Here is a 17197-nt window from a genome sequence, read left to right as displayed (position 1 = left end):
GTCCAACATCAAGCGCTCCGATGCGGCAGTGGAGCTCGAAGTGGCGGCCTGCAACGAAGTCATTATCTGGACCTCCGATGCAGAGCTGTTCCTGCCGTTTAGCTATATTCTGAAGACAGAAGGCTTTCTTCCCTCTTTGGCTTGCAGTGCCAACGATGTTCTGGCTTCCTGCGCGAACCGCTTACCGTGTGCCGTCCTTTTCGATTGCACCCACGAGACCCAGGATGCCGTTTCCTTATGTGGTGAAATCAGGCGCTCCACCACACATGACAACGAGGTCCGTCTCATTGCGATCTTGCGAGGTGAAGCGCAGCCGCTTCATCTGGCCTTGCTGCAAGCCGGTGTTGATGACTGCCTGTTTAGGCCGCTTTCACCGGAGAAGTTGCTGGCATCTCTCGGGCAGTTGACGGGACAGGCCATGGAAACGGCCAACTCAAAAATGGTTGCCTCGCCCGCTTTTGCTGAGCTGGAAGTCGACGTCGACATTCGGCGAATACATTGCAATGGTCGCGACTTTGCGCTGCCACCCATCGAGTTCAATATTCTGCGTCATCTGATGAAGAGGGAGGGACAGCTCTGCAGCCGTTCCGAACTGATTGCTTCGGCTTGGCCGGCCTCCGCCGAGGTCACGCCGCGAACGGTGGATGTTCACATTGGCCGCTTGCGCAAGGCGCTGGGAGAGTTGCCCGGATGTGGCGCTGCCATTCGCACCGTCCATGCAGCTGGCTATGTGTTCAAGTCACGGGGCGTGCGAAAGTTATAGTCAGGCAAGCGAATAAGGCTGCCTTGCTCGTCGTTTCCAATTTTACTGCAACTTTTAATTCATTCTGATTCGGCCGCTGTGATGAACCGTCACCGCGCCTGAAAGCTCCGTAGCTTCTCGAAAATCTCCGGCGCGATCTCAAACTGGCGGGCCTTCCCGCGTCCCATAGAATTCTTCACGAACGTCTCCGTCAGAATCCCGCGCTTCACCAGCGGCTCGATTGTCTCCGTCACGCCCATGCGCGTGAGTTTCGTAATTTCGACTATATTTGAGATAGTTAGTGCCTGATGAGCTTGGTTCATGATGTAGAGAACACTCATCATCCCAACCTGTTTCAGCCGCGATTGCGGTGTCTCGTCCTCCTGCGGATTATCCATGATCTCATGCAAGATGAAGGCTGCGAACGAAAGACTGTGCCACTGCGTGGTTAAGGTACTTGTCATCTTTTTAACTGCATTATATAAATCAGTATAAGTTACGAACGACGCCAGATTCGTCGCCGGACGGATCGTTTGATATCGCCACATCGAAGGATCATGCTGATGAAACGCCTTCTGGTTGGAACAATCTTCGCCATTGTCGGCTGCAGCCCTTTATATCTCATTTCCGAGCGGCATGCGCGCGCCGATGATTGGGGATGTCAGGTTATCCTGTGCCTTTCCAATCCGGGTGGACCGACACAATATGCCGCCTGCCGTCCGCCGATCAGAAAGCTCTGGCAGGAGCTTGCCAAGGGGCATTCCTTTCCCACTTGCAGCGGTGTCGGCTTCCGGGCATCGCGTCCTGGTTACGAGCCCTATTTCTGCAGCAACAGCTATCGCCTGACGACACGCTATGGCGAGCGCGGCCAACAGGAGACCTGCGTTTCACGAACCCTTTCCAAGGTTGACGACGGCTATTGCGCCTCCGGTCGTAATAGTGGCGCTAGAGACGATGGGTTGGTGATATCGGCGCGTTGGCAGCGGGATGGCCGGCACGTTCAGTGCATGGGCTATCCGACGGCGCGGCCGAATGTGCGATCCGAGCCCCATTATGTCGATGTGACCATTGACGGCGTTGGAAGCCAGCGCGTGTGGTACTGATCATGGCCGTCTCCTTCACCGATCTTGCCCAGAGCTGTGCGCCGGCGATTGCGATCGAAACGCTTGCAGCGGTTGTCAGTCTCGAAAGCCAATTCCAGCCTTTTGATATTCGCGTGCGAGGAAGTTCATCTCTCCATGAACAGCCAAAGAACAAAGCCGAAGCGGTCGAAACCGCGACGGTGCTGATGGCGGAACATAAAGATGTCCAGCTAGGGCTTGGCGGCATTGGCATCGCCGAATTGCGCAAGTTTGATCTCAGTATCGCGGATGCCTTCGATCCGTGCCTCAACCTCAAGGCAACGGCGACACTGCTCGATGGTTATTATCGTTTGGCCGTGCGTGCCGGCGCGACATTGCAACAGGCTGAGCGCGTGATGCTGCAATCCTACTACGGGCGCTCCGATCCTTCCGTCGGAAAGATGGCCCAGTATGACAATCAGGTCCAAAGCGAGGCCAAACGGCTTTCGAAAACGCTGTCCGCCATAGCGATAAGGCAGAGTGTTGGACAGTCGATAGTTCCAGAATCCCAGGCCAGTGATCCGCCCTTGAACGGTCAGGGAAGGTCTTTGCCCGAACGGTCGGCGAAACCACCGTCTTGGGATGTCTTCCATATAGCGCGGCAATCATCTGCGCTGGTCTTCCAAAATGATCAACCGGAGCAGTCTGAATGATGTCGAGGATCAATATTCGTGCATTTGGCGTCACCGTTGCGATGGCAACCGTCCTTTCGATCGCCATGATCGAGCCAGCCTTCGCGCAGGGCGCCGGCGGGATCGAGACGGTTCTGCAGAATATCGTCACCTTGCTCACCGGCAACGTCGCGAAGCTCTTGGCAACGATCGCCGTCATCATCGTCGGTATCGCCTGGATGTTCGGCTATCTCGATCTTCGCAAGGCAGCCTATGTCGTCCTTGGTATCGGCATACTCTTTGGCGCCTCGCAGATCGTCAGCACGATTTCCGGGGGCTGAGATCATGGAGGAGAGGGTTTCGCTTGAGGAAGATACCTTGTTTCTGGCCTGCACTCGGCCGGCGATGATCGCCGGGGTGACGATGGAGGCCATGGGCGTCAACGTTATACTGACGACGATCCTCTACATTGTCGCCGGCTCGGTCGCCTATGGGCTTGTCGGTGTAGTCTTTCATTTCGTTTTTCGCTCGCTCGTCAAGCATGACCACAACATGTTCCGCATTCTGCTGGCCTGGATCGAAACCCGTGGTCGTTCGCGCAACGGCGCCTATTGGCGCGGTGCTTCGCTGACGCCGTTGAGGCTATTGCGACACTATGACGAAAGGGACCTTGGCCATGCCTAACGTGTCCCGTCTCAAATCCCGTGAACTCGAGCCGGAAACCTTCATCCCCTATGTCCGGCACGTGGACGAGACCGTGATCGCACTCGATTCCAGGACGTTGCTAGCGATGATCGCCGTGGAGGGCGTATCGTTCGAGACAATCGATCCTATCGATTTGAACAGCCTGCAGCGCGATCTCAACACGCTCTACCGCAACATTGCGGACGAGCGTCTGGCAATCTGGACCCATCTCATTCGCCGGCGCGATAACACCTATCCCGATGGCGAATTCACCAATCCCTTCTCGGCAACGTTGAACGGCAAATATCGCGAGCGGATGGTAAGCGAAGACCTGTTTCGCAACGACCTCTATCTCACCCTGCTGTGGCATCCGGGACACGATCCGGCCGAGCGGCTTGCAAATCTGTTGTCACGGCTTCGCAAGGCCCAACGAGCTGCGGTCGAGCTCGACGAGGACAGCCTGAAGCATCTGCGGGACAAGGTCACCGATGTTACTGCCGGACTGCGACGTTTCGGCCCCCGTGTGCTGTCGCTCTACGATCAGAACGGCATCTTGTTTTCCGAGCCAAGCGAGGTGCTGCATCAGTTGATCGGCGGCCGCCGAGAACCGATCCCATTGACGGAAGGCAGGGTCTCCTCGGCGATCTATTCCGATCGTGTGATCTTCGGGCGGGAGACCGTCGAGATCCGCGATGAAGGGACAAGCCGTTATGCGGGCATGTTCGGTTTCAAGGAATATCCGGCGAGAACCCGCGTCGGTATGCTGGACGGCATCCTGACGGCACCTTTCGAACTGATCCTTACTCAGTCCTTCGCGTTCAGGTCCAAAACCGATGCCCGCACCATCATGGGCCGTAAGCAGAACCAAATGGTGAGTGCGGTCGACAAGGCAGCCTCCCAGATTGAAGAGCTTGATGCGGCAATGGACGAGCTGGAATCGAACCGTTTCGTGCTCGGCGAACACCATCTGACCCTCGGGGTCTTCGCTTCATCAGTCAAAGACCTTGCTGACAATCTTGCGAAGGCGCGCTCGCATCTGACCAATGGTGGCGCTGTCGTGGCCCGCGAGGATCTGGGGCTCGAAGCTGCATGGTGGGCACAATTGCCCGGTAATTTTCGGTATCGGGCCCGTTCCGGTGCAATCACCTCGCGGAATTTTGCGGCACTTTCTCCGTTTCATTCCTACCCAATGGGTCAGAAGGACGGCAACGAATGGGGGCCAGCCGTCGCCATGCTGAAGACGGCGTCAGGCTCGCCGTTCTATTTCAATTTCCACTATGGCGATCTCGGCAACACCTTCGTCTGCGGTCCGTCGGGGGCTGGCAAGACCGTGCTTCTCAATTTCATGCTATCGCAACTCGAAAAGCATGACCCGCACATGGTTTTCTTCGACAAGGATCGTGGCGCCGACCTATTCGTCCGGGCTGCCGGCGGTACCTATTTGCCGCTGAAGAACGGGCTGCCGACCGGATGCGCACCGCTGAAAGCCTTAGAGCTGACGCCGGGGAACAAGATATTCCTAGCACGATTTATCGCCAAGTTAGCTGGTGCGGCGGTGCGTGATTTTTCGGTTGGCGATGTCAGCGATATCGCGCTGGCGATCGATGGTCTTGCTGATCTGCCGAAAAATCAGCGTACGATCGGCGCTTTGCGCACCTTTCTCAACAATACCGATCCGGAAGGGATCGCCGCGCGCCTGCGTCGGTGGGAAAGAGGCGGCCCGCTTGGTTGGGTCTTCGACAACGAGGTCGATGAGATCGGTATCGGCGCCAAATTTCTCGGCTACGACATGACCGATTTTCTCGACAACGAGGAAATCCGTAATCCCTTGATGGCTTATCTTTTCTATCGGGTCGAGCAATTGATCGATGGCCGACGGATCATCATCGTTATCGACGAGTTCTGGAAGGCGCTGCAGGACGAGAGCTTTCTTGATCTTGCTCAGAATAAGCTCAAGACCATTCGCAAGCAGAACGGCTTGATGCTCTTTGCCACGCAAAGCCCGCGAGACGCCATCAACTCACCGATCGCGCATACAATCATCGAGCAGTGCCCAACACAGGTTTTCCTGCCGAATTCCCGCGGTGATCGAGACGACTATGTCGGTGGCTTCAAGCTCACCGAACGCGAATTCGAGCTGGTTGCCCGCGAGCTCACCGGCGAAAGCAGGCGCTTTATCGTTAAGCAGGGTCACAACAGCGTTGTCGCCGAGCTCAATCTCAACGGTTTCGGCGATGAGCTCGCAATCCTCTCCGGGAGAACGGCAAACGTCGAACTAGCCGAGGCGATCCGGGCGGAGCTTGGCGATGACCGGGACGAATGGTTGCGGATATTCCAACAGACAAGGAGTGCAAGCTGATGGTGCAGAGCAGAATGATTCCCATGACAGCAATAGTACTTTTCCTTTCTTCGTATGCCGCCGACGCGCAGGGTATCCCGGTGATCGACCAGACGGCGATCGCCAAACAGATCGAAAGCATAACCCAACTGAAATCGCAGCTTGATGCGCTGAACCAGCAACTCCAGCAGGCCCAGCAGCTTTACGGCTCGCTAAATAAGCTGACCAATATGGCTGACGTCGCCAGCCTGTTGAACGATCCGGCGATCCGCAAGGCATTGCCAGGAGACTTTTCTACCGTCGAAAGCCTGCTCAAGGGCTCAGCTTCAGGCCCGCTTGGCGATGCCGCCTCCAAGTTCTTGACCGACAATTCGACCTACAAAACGAACGCTAACGACTTCTATGCTCAGGAATTGTCGCGTCTTCAGAACAAGAATGCAGGGCAGCTGGGCCTAGCCCAGCAAATCTACGATACCGCGACCAAGCGGATCGACGGGATTGACCAATTACGCCAGCAAATCTCATCGGCGAGCGATGCCAAGGATATCGCCGATCTGCAGGCGCGGCTGCAGGCCGAAACGGCCTTTCTTCAGACCGATATGCTCAGGATGCAGGGTTTGCAGATGGTGCAGCAGGCCGAGGTTCAAGTCGATGAACAGCGCAAGGCCGAGGATTGGCGCAAGCGCATGGATACAATGGGAGCAGCGCTCCAATGAAGTTTCTTGTTCTCTTCACACTCGGTGTCGCCTTGTTCGGTTGCTCGAAGCAGCCCGAGCGTACCTATTCGGTCGACGAGCTGATGGCCAACCAGACGCTGCTGTCGGATCTCATCGCCAAATGCAAAAGCAATCCCGGCGAGTTGCGAGCCACGCCGAATTGCGTGAATGCCGAGGCGGCAGATTGGAAATCCCGCCTGGAACGCATGGGCAAAGCACTCGGAGGCTGAGGCATGTATCAGATCTTCACCTTCGTCGATGGGCAGTTCAAGGCGCCGCTAGAGAATTTCATATCATCAGGTACGTCGAATATCGCCAGCTGGGTCACGGGGCCATTGACGGCGGCATTGACCCTTTATGTCATCCTCTATGGTTTCCTGATCGTGCGTGGATCAGTCCACGAACCGATCATGGATTTCGCCTTTCGGGCAATGAAGCTTGCCATCATCCTGATGTTGGTCACGAATGCTGGCGAGTACCGGACTTACGTCGGCAGTATCTTCTTCGACACCTTGCCCAAGGAGATCTCACAGGCGTTGAACTCCGGTACGATACCAAGTGCCTCGACCTTCGACAGCCTGCTGGATAAAGGCCATAAATGCGCGAAAGAGATCTGGTCGCGCGCCTCATGGGGTGTCGATATCGTTACCGGTCTCGGTGGCATGCTGGTCATCTTGGCAAGCTTCGTGGTTGCCGCGATCGGTTATATCGTTTCGCTCTATGCCCGCCTGGCGCTGGCAATCGTGCTCGCTATCGGCCCGATTTTCATAGCGCTCGCCATGTTCCGCTCGACACGCCGCTTTACAGAAGCCTGGATCGGGCAACTCGCCAACTTCGTGATCCTGCAGGTCCTGGTCGTGGCGGTTGGCTCGTTACTCATTAGTTGTATCGATTCCACCTTCACGATGATCGAGAGCTACAGCGACGTGCTCATGCGACCCGTTGCGCTCGGCGCCATTTGCCTAGCCTCCCTCTACGTCTTTTACCAGCTTCCGGGCATCGCCTCGGCACTTGCCGCGGGCGGAGCGTCGCTCACCTACGGCTATGGCGCGGCACGCGACGCGCATGAAGGCACGCTCGCCCGAGGGGCTACCTACGTGGCGCGAGCGACTGGTCGGGGTGCACGTGCCGTTCGCCGCAGCTTTCGTTCCGAAAGAGCCGGCTGATGGAGAACTTCAAGCAGACAACAAGGTGGCTGGTTCACGATGATCCGAATATTCGTGCTTTTTTGTGTGGCATCGACGCTCGGCGGTTGCGCATCACAGTCCTATCCCCTGCCCAAATGCGACGGCTATTCGCGCCGGCCGCTCAATCGCGCCATGTGGCAATGGGACAGCGATAGTCGGTCCACGCCGCAACCTCGTCGCTCTGCACCGACACAGTCCGGTGGCAAGCTACCCGCCTATGTCGAGGAAAAGCCGGATATCGTTCCCGCCGCCTTCGCGCATTTTGATGTCGGCCACTCCTATCGCCCATGCGGAGGGCAGCGGTGATGGTGACGACTGACAGTCTCAAGGATTATTTCGATAAGGCCCGGCGCTTCGATCAGGACCGCATGATCCAGATGGAACGTTCCGCTCGGATTGCCTGGTTCGTGGCCACCGGAGCTGGCAGTCTTGCGGCGATTTCGATCGTCGCAATCGCAGGTTTGACACCGCTGAAGACGGTCGAGCCTTTTGTCGTGAGGGTCGACAATTCCACCGGGATTGTCGATGTCGTTTCGGCACTCACGTCGACCGCTGGCACCTACGACGAAGCGGTGACTAAATATTTTGCCGCTCGCTATGTTCGTGCCCGCGAGGGTTATGTCTGGAGCGAGGCGGAGGAGAATTTTCGCACGGTCTCGCTGCTCTCAACCGTGCCTGAACAGACCCGCTTTGCCGCGATTTATCGCGGCGGCAATCCGGATTCCCCGCAAAATATCTACGGTCGCGGCGCCACATCGCGGATCAACATCGTTTCCATCTCGCTGATCAACGCCAATGTACTGTCTGTTCGCTATATGCGTACCATCACCCGCGGTGACGAGACCCATACGACCCATTGGGTGGCAACGCTTACCTTCTCCTATGTGAATGCTCCAATGTCCTCGACCGATCGGCTGATCAATCCGCTCGGTTTCGCCGTCAGCGACTATCGATCCGATCCGGAGGCCATCAATTGAAACATCTGAAACATCATTGTTTGATTGCGCTGCTCCTGACTACTAGCTGGCCATCGGCAGCTCTTGCGCTGGAAACGCCGCGCCGCGCGTCTCAGGACAGTCGGATCCGCTTCGTCGACTATCAGCCTTACAATATCACCAGGATCGTGGGCTCGCTGCGTTCTTCCGTCCAGGTGGAGTTTGCCGCCGAGGAGGAAATCGCCCATGTGGCGCTTGGTAACACGGTCGCCTGGGAAGTGGCGCCGGCCGGCAATATCCTCTTCCTGAAGGCGCGAGAGAACCAGCCGGTCACCAACATCTCAGTGGTCACGACACGTCGTGACGGTTCGACGCGCAGTTACCAGATGGAGTTGACGGTCCGAGACGGTCCCGTTGCCGCCGGCCAGGACACTTATTTCTATGTCAAATATCGCTATCCAGCCGACGATGCCGAACGCCGTCGTCAGGAGGCACTCGCGCGAACCCAGGCAGCACAAGCCGGACAAGCCGACACAGTGCTGGCTTTGCATGAGCAATATGGACCGCGCAATTGGCGTTATTCGGCGCAGGGATCAGGGACCTTGGAGCCGAACGCTGTTTATGACAACGGCAAGATCACGACCATCGTCTTCACCGGCAATCAGGAAATCCCGGCAATCTATATGGAAAACTCCGACGGCACCGAAAGCCTGGTACCTAAGTCGGTTTCCGGTGATCTCGTGCTCGTTCATGCGGTCAGTCGCAAATTCATTCTGCGGCGGGGAGGAGACGTGCTCTGCATCTTCAACGAAGCCTACGATCCGACGGGCATCGATCCCAACACCAATACGACATCGCCTTCGGTCGAGCGCGTCGTGAAAGCGCAGGCGGCAAGCGCTGCCACAGGAGGAGCCCATGGCGGATGAGGCGGAAGACCGGATCCCAGGTGAGCGCGCCGAGACGGATGTCAATGCGCGAACTGAGGGCCGTCCATTCCTGAAGCGCGGTGGCGTGGTCCTAGCGATGGTCGCTTTTGTTGGGTTTTCGCTGTGGTCGATGCGTGACCGGCAAAAGGCTGAGACGAAAGAGCCCGACCATGTCGTTATCCGCCAGACGGCTGACTTCGAGCCGGCGAAGGAAGAGGTAAAGCCGGCCGCACCCCTTCCTGAGGTGTTGCTACCGACGCCTGCGTCAAAGGAGCAGCTCACACCCGCTGAGGACACTTTGTTGGACTCCGCCCGCCGTGCGCCTGTCATGGCCTATAATGGACAGCAGTCCTCATCGCAACGCCACGACACGGCAGCCACCATGTCGCAAGACCCTGGTTCCAATTATCTCCCCGTTCCAGGCAGCCTCGGAGGCGCTCAATCTGAAACCGAGGACCAGCGTTTCAATAGGATGTTGACGCCGACCCATCTGGAAGGATCACGCGCCGGCACGCTCGGTAATCGCGACTTCATTGTGGCGATGGGAACTTCCATTCCGTGCGTGCTGGAGACGGCGCTCGCCTCCGATCAGCCGGGCTTCGCCAGCTGCGTCATCAATCGCGATGTGCTTTCCGACAACGGCCGCGTGGTTCTGATGGAAAAAGGAACCCAGATCGTCGGAGAATATCGAGGCGGCTTGAGCCGCGGCCAGAAGCGTCTGTTCGTGCTTTGGAATCGCGCAAAGACGCCAAAAGGTGTGATTATTACACTCGCCTCGCCCGCAACCGACGCACTCGGGCGGGCAGGCATAGATGGTTATGTCGACACGCATTGGTGGGAGCGCTTCGGCAGCGCCATCCTGCTCTCCATCGTTGGCGACGCGACGACCTATGTCGGCAACCGGCTACAGGATAGTGACGTTCAAGCGCAGAGTACGACGACGGCTGGCCAGCAGGCAGCAGCGATCGCCGTCGAGCAATCCATCAATATTGTGCCGACATTGACAAAGCATCAGGGCGAACTCGTCTCGATCTTTGTCGCCCGCGATCTCGATTTTTCCGATGTCTATAGCCTGCGTGTCACCGAACCCCGCAACAGGATCCTCGATCGGGCGGTATTGGGGGATTTCAGGGCCCGATCGACGCTCGTGACGAAGTAGGGCGGAAGATGGCGGAAGCTTCAGATGCTGGTGTCGTGCGTGAATTGCTTTTGCCACTATCTCGCTTCCTGAAGGATACGTCGCTCTATGAGATCGTCGTCAACCGCCCGGGTGAAGTCCTGACCGAGGGAACCGAGGGATGGCAGCGTCATGCACTGCCGGATCTTAGCTTCGAGAAGCTCATGCGTCTGGCCCGAGCCATTGCAAGCTATTCGAACCAGGCAATCGACGAAGCCCGGCCGGTCTTGTCCGCCTCTTTGCCAGATGAAGAGCGGATTCAAATCGTTGTTCCTCCGGCAACGACCAAGGGCACGGTCAGCATCACGATCAGAAAGCCGCCGTCGGTGACGCTGACGTTGGATGATCTCGAAAGAGGTGGATTATTTTCCGATGTCTCCTCGCCGAACCGTCCTGTCGAATCCTCCGATACAAGGTTGGACAAGATCCTTAAGGCAGGCAATTACGCGACGTTTCTGCGTGCGGCGGTTCTTGCGCGCAAGAACATTATCATCTCGGGCGCGACCGGATCGGGCAAGACCACCCTGTCGAAGGCATTGATCCGGCATATCCCGGAGCACGAGCGGATAATCTCGATTGAAGATACGCCGGAGCTGATCATCTCGCAGCCCAATCATGTCAGGCTTTTCTATTCGAAAGGAGGGCAGGGGCTGGCGAAAATCAGCGCGAAAGATCTGCTCGAATCGTGCCTCAGGATGCGACCCGATCGCATTCTTTTACAGGAGCTGCGTGACGGCTCGGCTTTCTACTACATCCGCAATGTCAATTCAGGACATCCTGGATCGATCACAACGGTGCATGCCGATTCTGCGGCGCTGGCATTTGAGCAACTGACGTTACTCGTAAAAGAGTCGGAAGGAGGTCGTGACCTTGAGCGCAGCGATATTCGTAGTTTGCTCCGGGTCGCGGTCGATATCATTGTCCAATGTAAGCGGATCGACGGGCGGTTTCGGGTGAGCGAGATTTATTTTGAGCGGTGATCGAGAGGAGAAATGATCAATTCCTGCATTTTGGTTTGTTTGCTTCAGCCGAGGTTCCTTGTAAACGGAAAACAGGTCTAGCCAGATTTATCCGGTGCTTCGTCTTCCTCGGCTTCGGGCAAACCGCTTCGTTCATCGATATGGAAGGTATTCGATCGGCGTTTACAAGGTCTGCTAGACATCACCGCTTTGGTAGAGGGCGCGTTTACGGAACCGAATACTTCTTGGCCGCTTCTTTCCTTTCCACCTTCGCCATCGTCAAATACTCCCCCTTCAGCCGCATATGGCACCAGCAGGCAAAGGCGGAGCTTGCGAAGGCCAGGCTTTCGCCAATCGCCAGTCGGTTGTTGGAGTTGCTTAGGAGCGTCAATGAGAAAAAGAACAGGCAGGCGATGTAGGCGTGCCATGCGGCGCGCGGAATAATGCCGGCCTTGCGGGCACGCCAGACGGCGCGGATGAACGTTGCGAGCATGAAGCCCATGATTGCCGCACCGAACAGGCCGTAGCGCACTAGGATTTCCAGATAGCCGTTGTGCAGCAGCGTGTACTGGACATGCGAGTAGCGCGTCTCGGCCCAGCGTTCGAGCCACCGGTTGCCCCAACCGAAGATCGGCGCCGAGGAAAAGACCTCCCAGCTGTTCGACCAGAGCTGCAGGCGTTCGTCCATCGACACCGGTGTATTGGTCGAGCTGATGGCGTTCGAGACCACGCCGCCCATCTCATGGCCATTGGCCACATTTTCGACCATGGAAAGGGCGGCCGACACAGTTGGGCCGGCCGTCTTGTCGAGATTGTGCCGGACGCCATAGATACCGGCGATCAACAGGGCTGCGACAGCGATGATAATGATGACGCCGCTCTTCAGGCGCAGGTAGGTCAGCGTAATGAGCGCAAGGACAGGCAGTGTGATGCCGAGTGCTAGCCAGACGCCTTTCGATTTGGCGCCGTAAATGGCGATGAAACAGAGCGCGAAGATGAAGGGCGACGCGATATAGGCGAAGCGGGCGATCCGGCGGTCGCTCGATTTGTTCGTTAGGTAATGCAACAGCCAGAATAGGGTGAAGATCACGATCATGCCGCAGGCGACGGCGCCGTGGATCTGGTTGTTCATAATCAGCGGGCGGATGGTTTCGCCGGCAAAGACCTCGCGCAGATGCTGAGTGGCGACCAGCATGATGAGGACCACCGCGAAATAGGCCGCGACGATCTTTTCCATCAGCTCTTCGTAGAGCAGGAAGGCGACGCCCATGATGGGGAAGAAGAAGGGGAAGGCATAGAGCCAATCCGAGGCGCCGATATCGTGCTGCGGCGTCAGCCAGAAGGTGATGAAGAAACGCGCCATTACATAGAAGGCCCAGCCCATGCAAAGCCAGCCGATCCAGTCGGTGCGCGGCCGTATGGGCGCCTTCATATAGTAGTAGAGGGCGATCAGAGACAGAAGCGCGGTGGCATAGCGATAGGCGTCGCTCTCAACGACGGTCGGCGAAGCGACAAGCAGCCAGAGAATGCCGCCTATGATGGCGAGCGGTTTCGTTATGTTGCTTCCTGCCTTCGTGACGCCGATCGGTTCGGCTGCAAGGTCAGTATGCAGTTTGTTGATGCGCGAGTCGTCCAATGTCGTCATCCGCCTTCATCCAGAATCGGTTCATCATCCGGCATTCCTCGCCCCGTGATGGGCCGTATGGTCGCAAATGGGCAGGAATACGGCAATTTTCCCACGCCGCTGTGTCAATGGTGTCGATTTCGCCAGATACTTGTTAATGGGCAACTCCGTCGCGCCGGACTACTTTCAGGACCGTCAGGAAAATAACCTTCAGGTCGAAGAAGAAAGAGCGGCGGCGCAGGTAATCTTCGTCTAGCGCCACCTTCTCGGGGATCGGCAGTTCGTCGCGGCCGTTGACCTGCGCCCAACCGGTCAAGCCCGGCAGCAAAGCATCTACGCCGCGCTCCGTGCGCAGGGCGATGAGGTCGTGCTGATTGAAAAGGGCAGGGCGCGGGCCGACGATGCTCATCTCGCCTTTCAGGATGCACCAAAGCTGCGGTAATTCGTCGAGGCTCGACTTGCGCAGGAAGGAGCCAATCGGCGTGAGATAGATATTCGGATCCTTCAGCAGATGGGTTGCGACTGCCGGTGTATCGGTGCGCATGCTGCGAAATTTCGGCATGCGGAAGATCTTATTTTTCCGGCCGACCCGATCCGACCAATAGAGGATCGGACCTGGCGAGGTCAGCCGCACTGCGAGTGCGACGATCAGGATCGGAATGAAAAAAACGATGGTCGCGGCTAGAGCGGCGAGAAAATCGAAAAGGCGCTTGGCGATCGTATAAAGCATCGTCTCTTGTCGTTGCATCGCCCTTTGTTCTAGGGGTGATGAAAGTCGTCATTGCTCCGTGCATCTCATATCGCGATTTCAAGCACAACCATCCCCGGCAAGATTCCCCGCCCTTGTTACGAGCGGACATCCCGTGCAAAGCATGTCTCAGCTAATCATAGTGTGGAAAGCGGAGGCAGTGCGCGGATGATCCTGGTAACGGGTGCGACGGGTTTTGTCGGTGAGGCTCTGTGCGCGGAGCTTTCCCACCGGCGGATGGATTATCGGCCGGTCAGCCGCCGCCCCCGCCCAGGCTTTGCTGTTATCGGGGCGATGGATCGCGATACGGATTGGACCGATGCGCTTGCCGGCGTCGATGTCGTCATGCATCTGGCGGCCCGCGTCCATGTCATGAACGAGAGCGCCGCCGATCCCTTGGCCGCGTTCCGAGCCGTCAATGTCGATGCGACCGTCAACCTGGCGCGACAAGCCGCGGGCGCGGGCGTGAGACGTTTCATCTTCCTGAGCTCGATCAAGGTCAATGGCGAAGGGACGTCCGCGGGAAGGCCCTTCAGTGCTTCGGACGCGCCGCATCCGGAAGATGCCTATGGCCGCTCGAAGCTGGAGGCGGAGGAGGCCTTACTCGCGATATCAGCGGAAACGGGCATGGAGGTCGTCATCATCCGGCCGCCGCTCGTCTATGGTCCCGGTGTAAAGGCGAATTTTGCAAGCCTGATGAGGTGGGCTGCGCGGCCATTTCCCTGGCCGTTTGGGGCGGTTCGAAACCGTAGGTCGCTCATTTATGTCGGCAATCTCGTCGATTTCATGCTGCTGTGCGTCAATCATTCCGCAGTCGGCAACCGCGTGTTCTTGATCAGCGATGGCGACGATCTTTCGATCGGCCAGCTGATCGCCAAACTATCCCTTGCCGCGGGGCGCAAGGCCTGGATGCTGCCGGTGCCATCGGCGCTGCTCGAGGGACTTGCCGCGCTGCTCGGGCGTCGAGCTGCCGCGCAGCGGTTGCTTGGTTCGCTTCAGGTCGATATCGGCGAGACGCGGTCGATCACCGGCTGGTCGCCGCCTTACTCGGTCGAAGAAGGATTGGCGGCAACGGTCGCCGGTGTGGGGAGGAAGGCACGCTGAGCAGGCCTTTTAGGCTTACAGGCTCCAGACCGCATGGCCCTCCAACAAAGGATTGGCTCGATCGAGTGCCGCCTTCACGTCGACGACGACACCGTTTTCGCTCAAAAGATCAAGGATAGTGGCTGCACCTTCCGCCAGATAGGATCTATGGGGAACGGCAAGCACGACGGCATCAAGCTTGCCGAAATCCTTCAGTTCCATCAGGCGAATGCCGTATTCCTCCTCGGCTTCCGCATGGCTCGCCATCGGATCGTGCACCAGCGGCTCCAGGCCGAACTGATGCAGTTCGCTTATAATGTCGGGAACGCGGCTGTTGCGCAGGTCAGGCACATTTTCCTTGAAGGTCAGACCGAAGATGCCGATGCGCGCGCCATTGATCGGCTTTTTCGCCGCAACCAGCATCTTGATGAGCTTCTGGGCAATGAAGGCGCCCATGCCGTCATTGATGCGGCGGCCGGAGAGGATGACTTCGGGGTGATAGCCGAGCTCTTCCGCCTTGGCAGTCAGATAATAGGGGTCGACGCCAATGCAGTGGCCGCCGACCAGGCCGGGGGTGAAGGGCAGGAAGTTCCATTTCGTCCGTGCCGCCTTTAAAACATCGGCCGTGCGGATATCCATTTTCTCGAAAATGATCGAAAGCTCGTTCATCAGTGCGATGTTGACGTCGCGCTGGGTATTTTCGATCACCTTGGCGGCCTCGGCCACCTTAATACTCGGGGCGCGATGAATGCCCGCCTCGACCACGGCACCATAGATGGCGGCGATCTTTTCCAAGGTTTCCGCATCATCGCCGGCGACGACCTTCACGATGCGCTCAAAGGTGTGTTCCTTGTCGCCAGGGTTAATTCGCTCCGGCGAATAGCCGACATGGAAATCCTCGCCCTGGCGCAGCCCGGAAACTTCCGCCAGCACCGGGCCGCAGACCTCCTCGGTAACGCCGGGATAGACGGTCGATTCATAGACGACGATCGAACCCTTCCGCAAAACCTTGCCGACCGTGTGTGAGGCCGAAATCATTGGCCGCAAATCGGGCTGGCGGTTTCGGTCGATCGGTGTCGGCACGGCGACGATGAAGATATCGCGATCCCTGAGATCCTCGATATCGCCGCTGACGCGCAGCCCGCTCGACTGCAGCCGCTCGGCAGAAATCTCCTGGGTATCGTCCTCGCCAAGCTTCAAGGCGGCGACACGGGAGGCCTTGATGTCGAAGCCGACCACATCAGGGAATTTTTCGGCAAGCGCAATCGCGACGGGCAGGCCAACATAACCGAGGCCAATGACGGCAATTTTTTCGTTCAACACAACATACCTCGAACATTCAGCCTGAATTAGCCCGAATTCGAAGCCGATGTCAGTGCCTAATGTTTGCCTTCCCGATCATTTCAGCTGCAGTCGCATGAATGTGATGACCGGTCGGCCACTTTGAAACAAGTGTGAAACGGCGGCATTGCGGCATTTCGTGACGAGAGTTTCAGGTGGGTGATGGGACGTCTATCGAAACTTTCTGATTTCGAACCTATTTATTGGGAGTGAGACTTCATTTCTTTGAAAGCGTATTCGCAATGCGAAACAGCTATCTCAAACATCTGCGCACACAGCGCGAGCAGCTTGAAGCCAAGCTTGAGCTGCACATAGCCCGCTATTGTTTTGGCGAAGGCGAGGTGGACGACGGTACCGAGGCGGAGCTCCGTCAACGCATCGCGGAAATCTCCGACGAGATTGCCGCTCTCGAGGCCGAGCGCGCGGAGTAAGATTTGCGCGCGCCACCTCACTTTATGGTCATGCTAGGTCCTTGCTTTCCGAATCAGTCATGCGTGCATCGGCGCGAAACGCTTCCATACCAATCTTGTGTAGATGGCGGTATTGCGCAGTATCTGGCGGGATCCGGCTCGCCTCGATCAAGGCGCCGAGCAGGAACGCACGATCGGCCTTTCGCAAGCCAGCCTTGATGATCAATCCGCCGAAGATCATCTTTTCGCGCGTTTCGCGCTTGCGATCTTTCATCATGTCACGCTGCTGCCTGCGTTCGAGAAGCATAATCCGCTGATCTAGCCTCTTAAGTGGATGCGCCCGTTTTCCTTTTTTCGCCGTCGCGAAATCGCGCTGTGATTTCGGCGAGGACGTCATTGAGCTCGGCGTCGGAAATGTCCAGTTCCGCGAGACCTGCCCTCCGTGCCGCGCTAGCGAAGCGTTCATTGGCCTTGGCGACCATGTTCTTGCGCTTCTCCCTGAGCAGCTCGATCTGCGTGTCGATCTCGGAAGTCGTGGTTCTTGCACGCATACCTGTCCTTTCTTTCATCGGATCAATTCTGATGGCATCTTTTA

22 protein-coding genes are annotated in these 17197 nt (G+C 57.4%); 16 read left to right on the top strand and 6 right to left on the bottom strand.

From position 1 onward, the window contains the following. Positions 1-28: 28 nt before the first annotated feature. Entirely contained in the window at positions 29-763 is a 735-nt protein-coding gene (locus ACYJRZ_RS23045) for a winged helix-turn-helix transcriptional regulator (protein WP_459462879.1), read from the top strand. Positions 764-852: 89 nt separating this feature from the next. On the opposite strand, the gene ACYJRZ_RS23040 is transcribed toward ACYJRZ_RS23045, so the two are convergent. Continuing rightward, positions 853-1206 carry a helix-turn-helix domain-containing protein gene (locus ACYJRZ_RS23040; RefSeq protein WP_095436095.1) on the bottom strand — a complete coding sequence of 118 codons (354 nt, stop codon included), beginning with the start codon at positions 1204-1206 and terminating at the stop codon, positions 853-855. 99 nt (positions 1207-1305) lie between these two features. On the opposite strand from ACYJRZ_RS23040, the gene ACYJRZ_RS23035 reads away from it, so the two are divergent. Genes ACYJRZ_RS23035 through virB11 form a run of 13 tightly spaced genes read left to right on the top strand, consistent with a single transcriptional unit; the run spans position 1306 to position 11417 of the window. Continuing rightward, positions 1306-1845 (top strand): hypothetical protein, encoded by a 540-nt coding sequence (locus tag ACYJRZ_RS23035; RefSeq protein ID WP_459462877.1) that lies wholly within the window; start codon positions 1306-1308, stop codon positions 1843-1845. Positions 1846-1847: 2 nt separating this feature from the next. Beyond that, positions 1848-2516 carry a lysozyme family protein gene (locus ACYJRZ_RS23030; RefSeq protein WP_459462875.1) on the top strand — a complete coding sequence of 223 codons (669 nt, stop codon included), beginning with the start codon at positions 1848-1850 and terminating at the stop codon, positions 2514-2516. Further along, positions 2513-2815: a TrbC/VirB2 family protein gene (locus ACYJRZ_RS23025; RefSeq protein WP_112447431.1), complete on the top strand. Its 303-nt coding sequence runs from the start codon at positions 2513-2515 to the stop codon at positions 2813-2815. Before ACYJRZ_RS23030 ends, ACYJRZ_RS23025 begins: the two co-directional genes overlap by 4 nt. A 4-nt stretch (positions 2816-2819) precedes the next feature. Next, the gene (locus ACYJRZ_RS23020; protein WP_459462873.1) at positions 2820-3158 is read left to right on the top strand and encodes a VirB3 family type IV secretion system protein; all 339 of its coding nucleotides are present in this window, start codon (positions 2820-2822) and stop codon (positions 3156-3158) included. Beyond that, on the top strand, positions 3151-5517 hold the full coding sequence (locus ACYJRZ_RS23015) for a VirB4 family type IV secretion/conjugal transfer ATPase (RefSeq protein WP_459462871.1): 2367 nt from the start codon (positions 3151-3153) through the stop codon (positions 5515-5517). Before ACYJRZ_RS23020 ends, ACYJRZ_RS23015 begins: the two co-directional genes overlap by 8 nt. Beyond that, entirely contained in the window at positions 5517-6212 is a 696-nt protein-coding gene (virB5, locus tag ACYJRZ_RS23010; protein WP_459462869.1) for a P-type DNA transfer protein VirB5, read from the top strand. Before ACYJRZ_RS23015 ends, virB5 begins: the two co-directional genes overlap by 1 nt. Continuing rightward, complete coding sequence (locus tag ACYJRZ_RS23005; RefSeq protein ID WP_459462867.1) at positions 6209-6442, top strand: EexN family lipoprotein; 234 nt, start codon at positions 6209-6211, stop codon at positions 6440-6442. The genes virB5 and ACYJRZ_RS23005 overlap by 4 nt, the downstream gene beginning before the upstream one ends. A 3-nt stretch (positions 6443-6445) precedes the next feature. Next, entirely contained in the window at positions 6446-7378 is a 933-nt protein-coding gene (locus ACYJRZ_RS23000) for a TrbL/VirB6 family protein (protein WP_459462865.1), read from the top strand. A 39-nt stretch (positions 7379-7417) separates the two neighbouring features. Continuing rightward, positions 7418-7705 carry a hypothetical protein gene (locus tag ACYJRZ_RS22995; RefSeq protein ID WP_459462863.1) on the top strand — a complete coding sequence of 96 codons (288 nt, stop codon included), beginning with the start codon at positions 7418-7420 and terminating at the stop codon, positions 7703-7705. Beyond that, positions 7705-8376: a VirB8 family type IV secretion system protein gene (locus ACYJRZ_RS22990; protein ID WP_459463003.1), complete on the top strand. Its 672-nt coding sequence runs from the start codon at positions 7705-7707 to the stop codon at positions 8374-8376. The genes ACYJRZ_RS22995 and ACYJRZ_RS22990 overlap by 1 nt, the downstream gene beginning before the upstream one ends. A gap of 5 nt (positions 8377-8381) precedes the next feature. Continuing rightward, complete coding sequence (gene virB9, locus ACYJRZ_RS22985; protein WP_459463001.1) at positions 8382-9260, top strand: P-type conjugative transfer protein VirB9; 879 nt, start codon at positions 8382-8384, stop codon at positions 9258-9260. After that, positions 9250-10419 carry a type IV secretion system protein VirB10 gene (virB10, locus tag ACYJRZ_RS22980; RefSeq protein ID WP_459462861.1) on the top strand — a complete coding sequence of 390 codons (1170 nt, stop codon included), beginning with the start codon at positions 9250-9252 and terminating at the stop codon, positions 10417-10419. The genes virB9 and virB10 overlap by 11 nt, the downstream gene beginning before the upstream one ends. 8 nt (positions 10420-10427) lie before the next feature. Beyond that, positions 10428-11417, top strand: a complete 990-nt coding sequence (gene virB11 / locus ACYJRZ_RS22975) for a P-type DNA transfer ATPase VirB11 (protein ID WP_459462859.1) — start codon at positions 10428-10430, stop codon at positions 11415-11417. A 205-nt stretch (positions 11418-11622) separates the two neighbouring features. Here the strand turns inward: virB11 and ACYJRZ_RS22970 are convergent, their stop codons facing one another. Together ACYJRZ_RS22970 and ACYJRZ_RS22965 are read right to left on the bottom strand one after the other, a co-directional pair. After that, positions 11623-13041, bottom strand: coding sequence for an O-antigen ligase family protein (locus ACYJRZ_RS22970; RefSeq protein WP_459462857.1), 1419 nt, complete (start codon positions 13039-13041; stop codon positions 11623-11625). 133 nt (positions 13042-13174) lie between these two features. Next, positions 13175-13750: a sugar transferase gene (locus ACYJRZ_RS22965; RefSeq protein ID WP_459462999.1), complete on the bottom strand. Its 576-nt coding sequence runs from the start codon at positions 13748-13750 to the stop codon at positions 13175-13177. A gap of 186 nt (positions 13751-13936) precedes the next feature. Between ACYJRZ_RS22965 and ACYJRZ_RS22960 the strand changes: the two genes are divergently transcribed. Further along, a complete protein-coding gene (locus tag ACYJRZ_RS22960; RefSeq protein ID WP_459462855.1) occupies positions 13937-14872 on the top strand; it encodes a UDP-glucose 4-epimerase family protein in 936 nt (311 codons plus the stop codon). Between the two features lie 15 nt (positions 14873-14887). Here ACYJRZ_RS22960 and ACYJRZ_RS22955 read toward each other — a convergent pair whose 3' ends face one another. Next, entirely contained in the window at positions 14888-16174 is a 1287-nt protein-coding gene (locus ACYJRZ_RS22955; RefSeq protein WP_459462853.1) for a nucleotide sugar dehydrogenase, read from the bottom strand. 260 nt (positions 16175-16434) lie between these two features. On the opposite strand from ACYJRZ_RS22955, the gene ACYJRZ_RS22950 reads away from it, so the two are divergent. Then, on the top strand, positions 16435-16623 hold the full coding sequence (locus tag ACYJRZ_RS22950) for a hypothetical protein (RefSeq protein ID WP_113352752.1): 189 nt from the start codon (positions 16435-16437) through the stop codon (positions 16621-16623). A 28-nt stretch (positions 16624-16651) separates the two neighbouring features. On the opposite strand, the gene ACYJRZ_RS22945 is transcribed toward ACYJRZ_RS22950, so the two are convergent. Together ACYJRZ_RS22945 and ACYJRZ_RS22940 are read right to left on the bottom strand one after the other, a co-directional pair. Next, on the bottom strand, positions 16652-16999 hold the full coding sequence (locus tag ACYJRZ_RS22945; protein WP_459462851.1) for a conjugal transfer protein TraD: 348 nt from the start codon (positions 16997-16999) through the stop codon (positions 16652-16654). Then, positions 16929-17153, bottom strand: a complete 225-nt coding sequence (locus tag ACYJRZ_RS22940) for a TraC family protein (protein ID WP_459462849.1) — start codon at positions 17151-17153, stop codon at positions 16929-16931. Before ACYJRZ_RS22940 ends, ACYJRZ_RS22945 begins: the two co-directional genes overlap by 71 nt. Positions 17154-17197 lie beyond the last annotated feature (44 nt).

This window comes from Rhizobium sp. No.120, from assembly GCF_054558365.1.
This window is presented reverse-complemented; position numbering and strand designations above follow the sequence as displayed.

Bases quoted from the DNA above. Each gene is read 5' to 3' on its own strand.
- ACYJRZ_RS22965 (WP_459462999.1), bottom strand. From the start codon at position 13,750: ATGCTTTATACGATCGCCAAGCGCCTTTTCGATTTTCTCGCCGCTCTA.
- ACYJRZ_RS22990 (WP_459463003.1), top strand. From the start codon at position 7,705: ATGGTGACGACTGACAGTCTCAAGGATTATTTCGATAAGGCCCGGCGC.
- virB10 (WP_459462861.1), top strand. From the start codon at position 9,250: ATGGCGGATGAGGCGGAAGACCGGATCCCAGGTGAGCGCGCCGAGACG.
- ACYJRZ_RS23040 (WP_095436095.1), bottom strand. From the start codon at position 1,206: ATGACAAGTACCTTAACCACGCAGTGGCACAGTCTTTCGTTCGCAGCC.
- ACYJRZ_RS23020 (WP_459462873.1), top strand. From the start codon at position 2,820: ATGGAGGAGAGGGTTTCGCTTGAGGAAGATACCTTGTTTCTGGCCTGC.
- ACYJRZ_RS23025 (WP_112447431.1), top strand. From the start codon at position 2,513: ATGATGTCGAGGATCAATATTCGTGCATTTGGCGTCACCGTTGCGATG.
- virB5 (WP_459462869.1), top strand. From the start codon at position 5,517: ATGGTGCAGAGCAGAATGATTCCCATGACAGCAATAGTACTTTTCCTT.
- ACYJRZ_RS22960 (WP_459462855.1), top strand. From the start codon at position 13,937: ATGATCCTGGTAACGGGTGCGACGGGTTTTGTCGGTGAGGCTCTGTGC.
- ACYJRZ_RS23000 (WP_459462865.1), top strand. From the start codon at position 6,446: ATGTATCAGATCTTCACCTTCGTCGATGGGCAGTTCAAGGCGCCGCTA.
- ACYJRZ_RS22950 (WP_113352752.1), top strand. From the start codon at position 16,435: ATGCGAAACAGCTATCTCAAACATCTGCGCACACAGCGCGAGCAGCTT.
- ACYJRZ_RS22940 (WP_459462849.1), bottom strand. From the start codon at position 17,153: ATGCGTGCAAGAACCACGACTTCCGAGATCGACACGCAGATCGAGCTG.
- ACYJRZ_RS22970 (WP_459462857.1), bottom strand. From the start codon at position 13,041: ATGACGACATTGGACGACTCGCGCATCAACAAACTGCATACTGACCTT.
- ACYJRZ_RS23015 (WP_459462871.1), top strand. From the start codon at position 3,151: ATGCCTAACGTGTCCCGTCTCAAATCCCGTGAACTCGAGCCGGAAACC.
- ACYJRZ_RS23035 (WP_459462877.1), top strand. From the start codon at position 1,306: ATGAAACGCCTTCTGGTTGGAACAATCTTCGCCATTGTCGGCTGCAGC.
- ACYJRZ_RS23005 (WP_459462867.1), top strand. From the start codon at position 6,209: ATGAAGTTTCTTGTTCTCTTCACACTCGGTGTCGCCTTGTTCGGTTGC.
- ACYJRZ_RS22945 (WP_459462851.1), bottom strand. From the start codon at position 16,999: ATGACGTCCTCGCCGAAATCACAGCGCGATTTCGCGACGGCGAAAAAA.
- virB11 (WP_459462859.1), top strand. From the start codon at position 10,428: ATGGCGGAAGCTTCAGATGCTGGTGTCGTGCGTGAATTGCTTTTGCCA.
- ACYJRZ_RS22995 (WP_459462863.1), top strand. From the start codon at position 7,418: ATGATCCGAATATTCGTGCTTTTTTGTGTGGCATCGACGCTCGGCGGT.
- ACYJRZ_RS23030 (WP_459462875.1), top strand. From the start codon at position 1,848: ATGGCCGTCTCCTTCACCGATCTTGCCCAGAGCTGTGCGCCGGCGATT.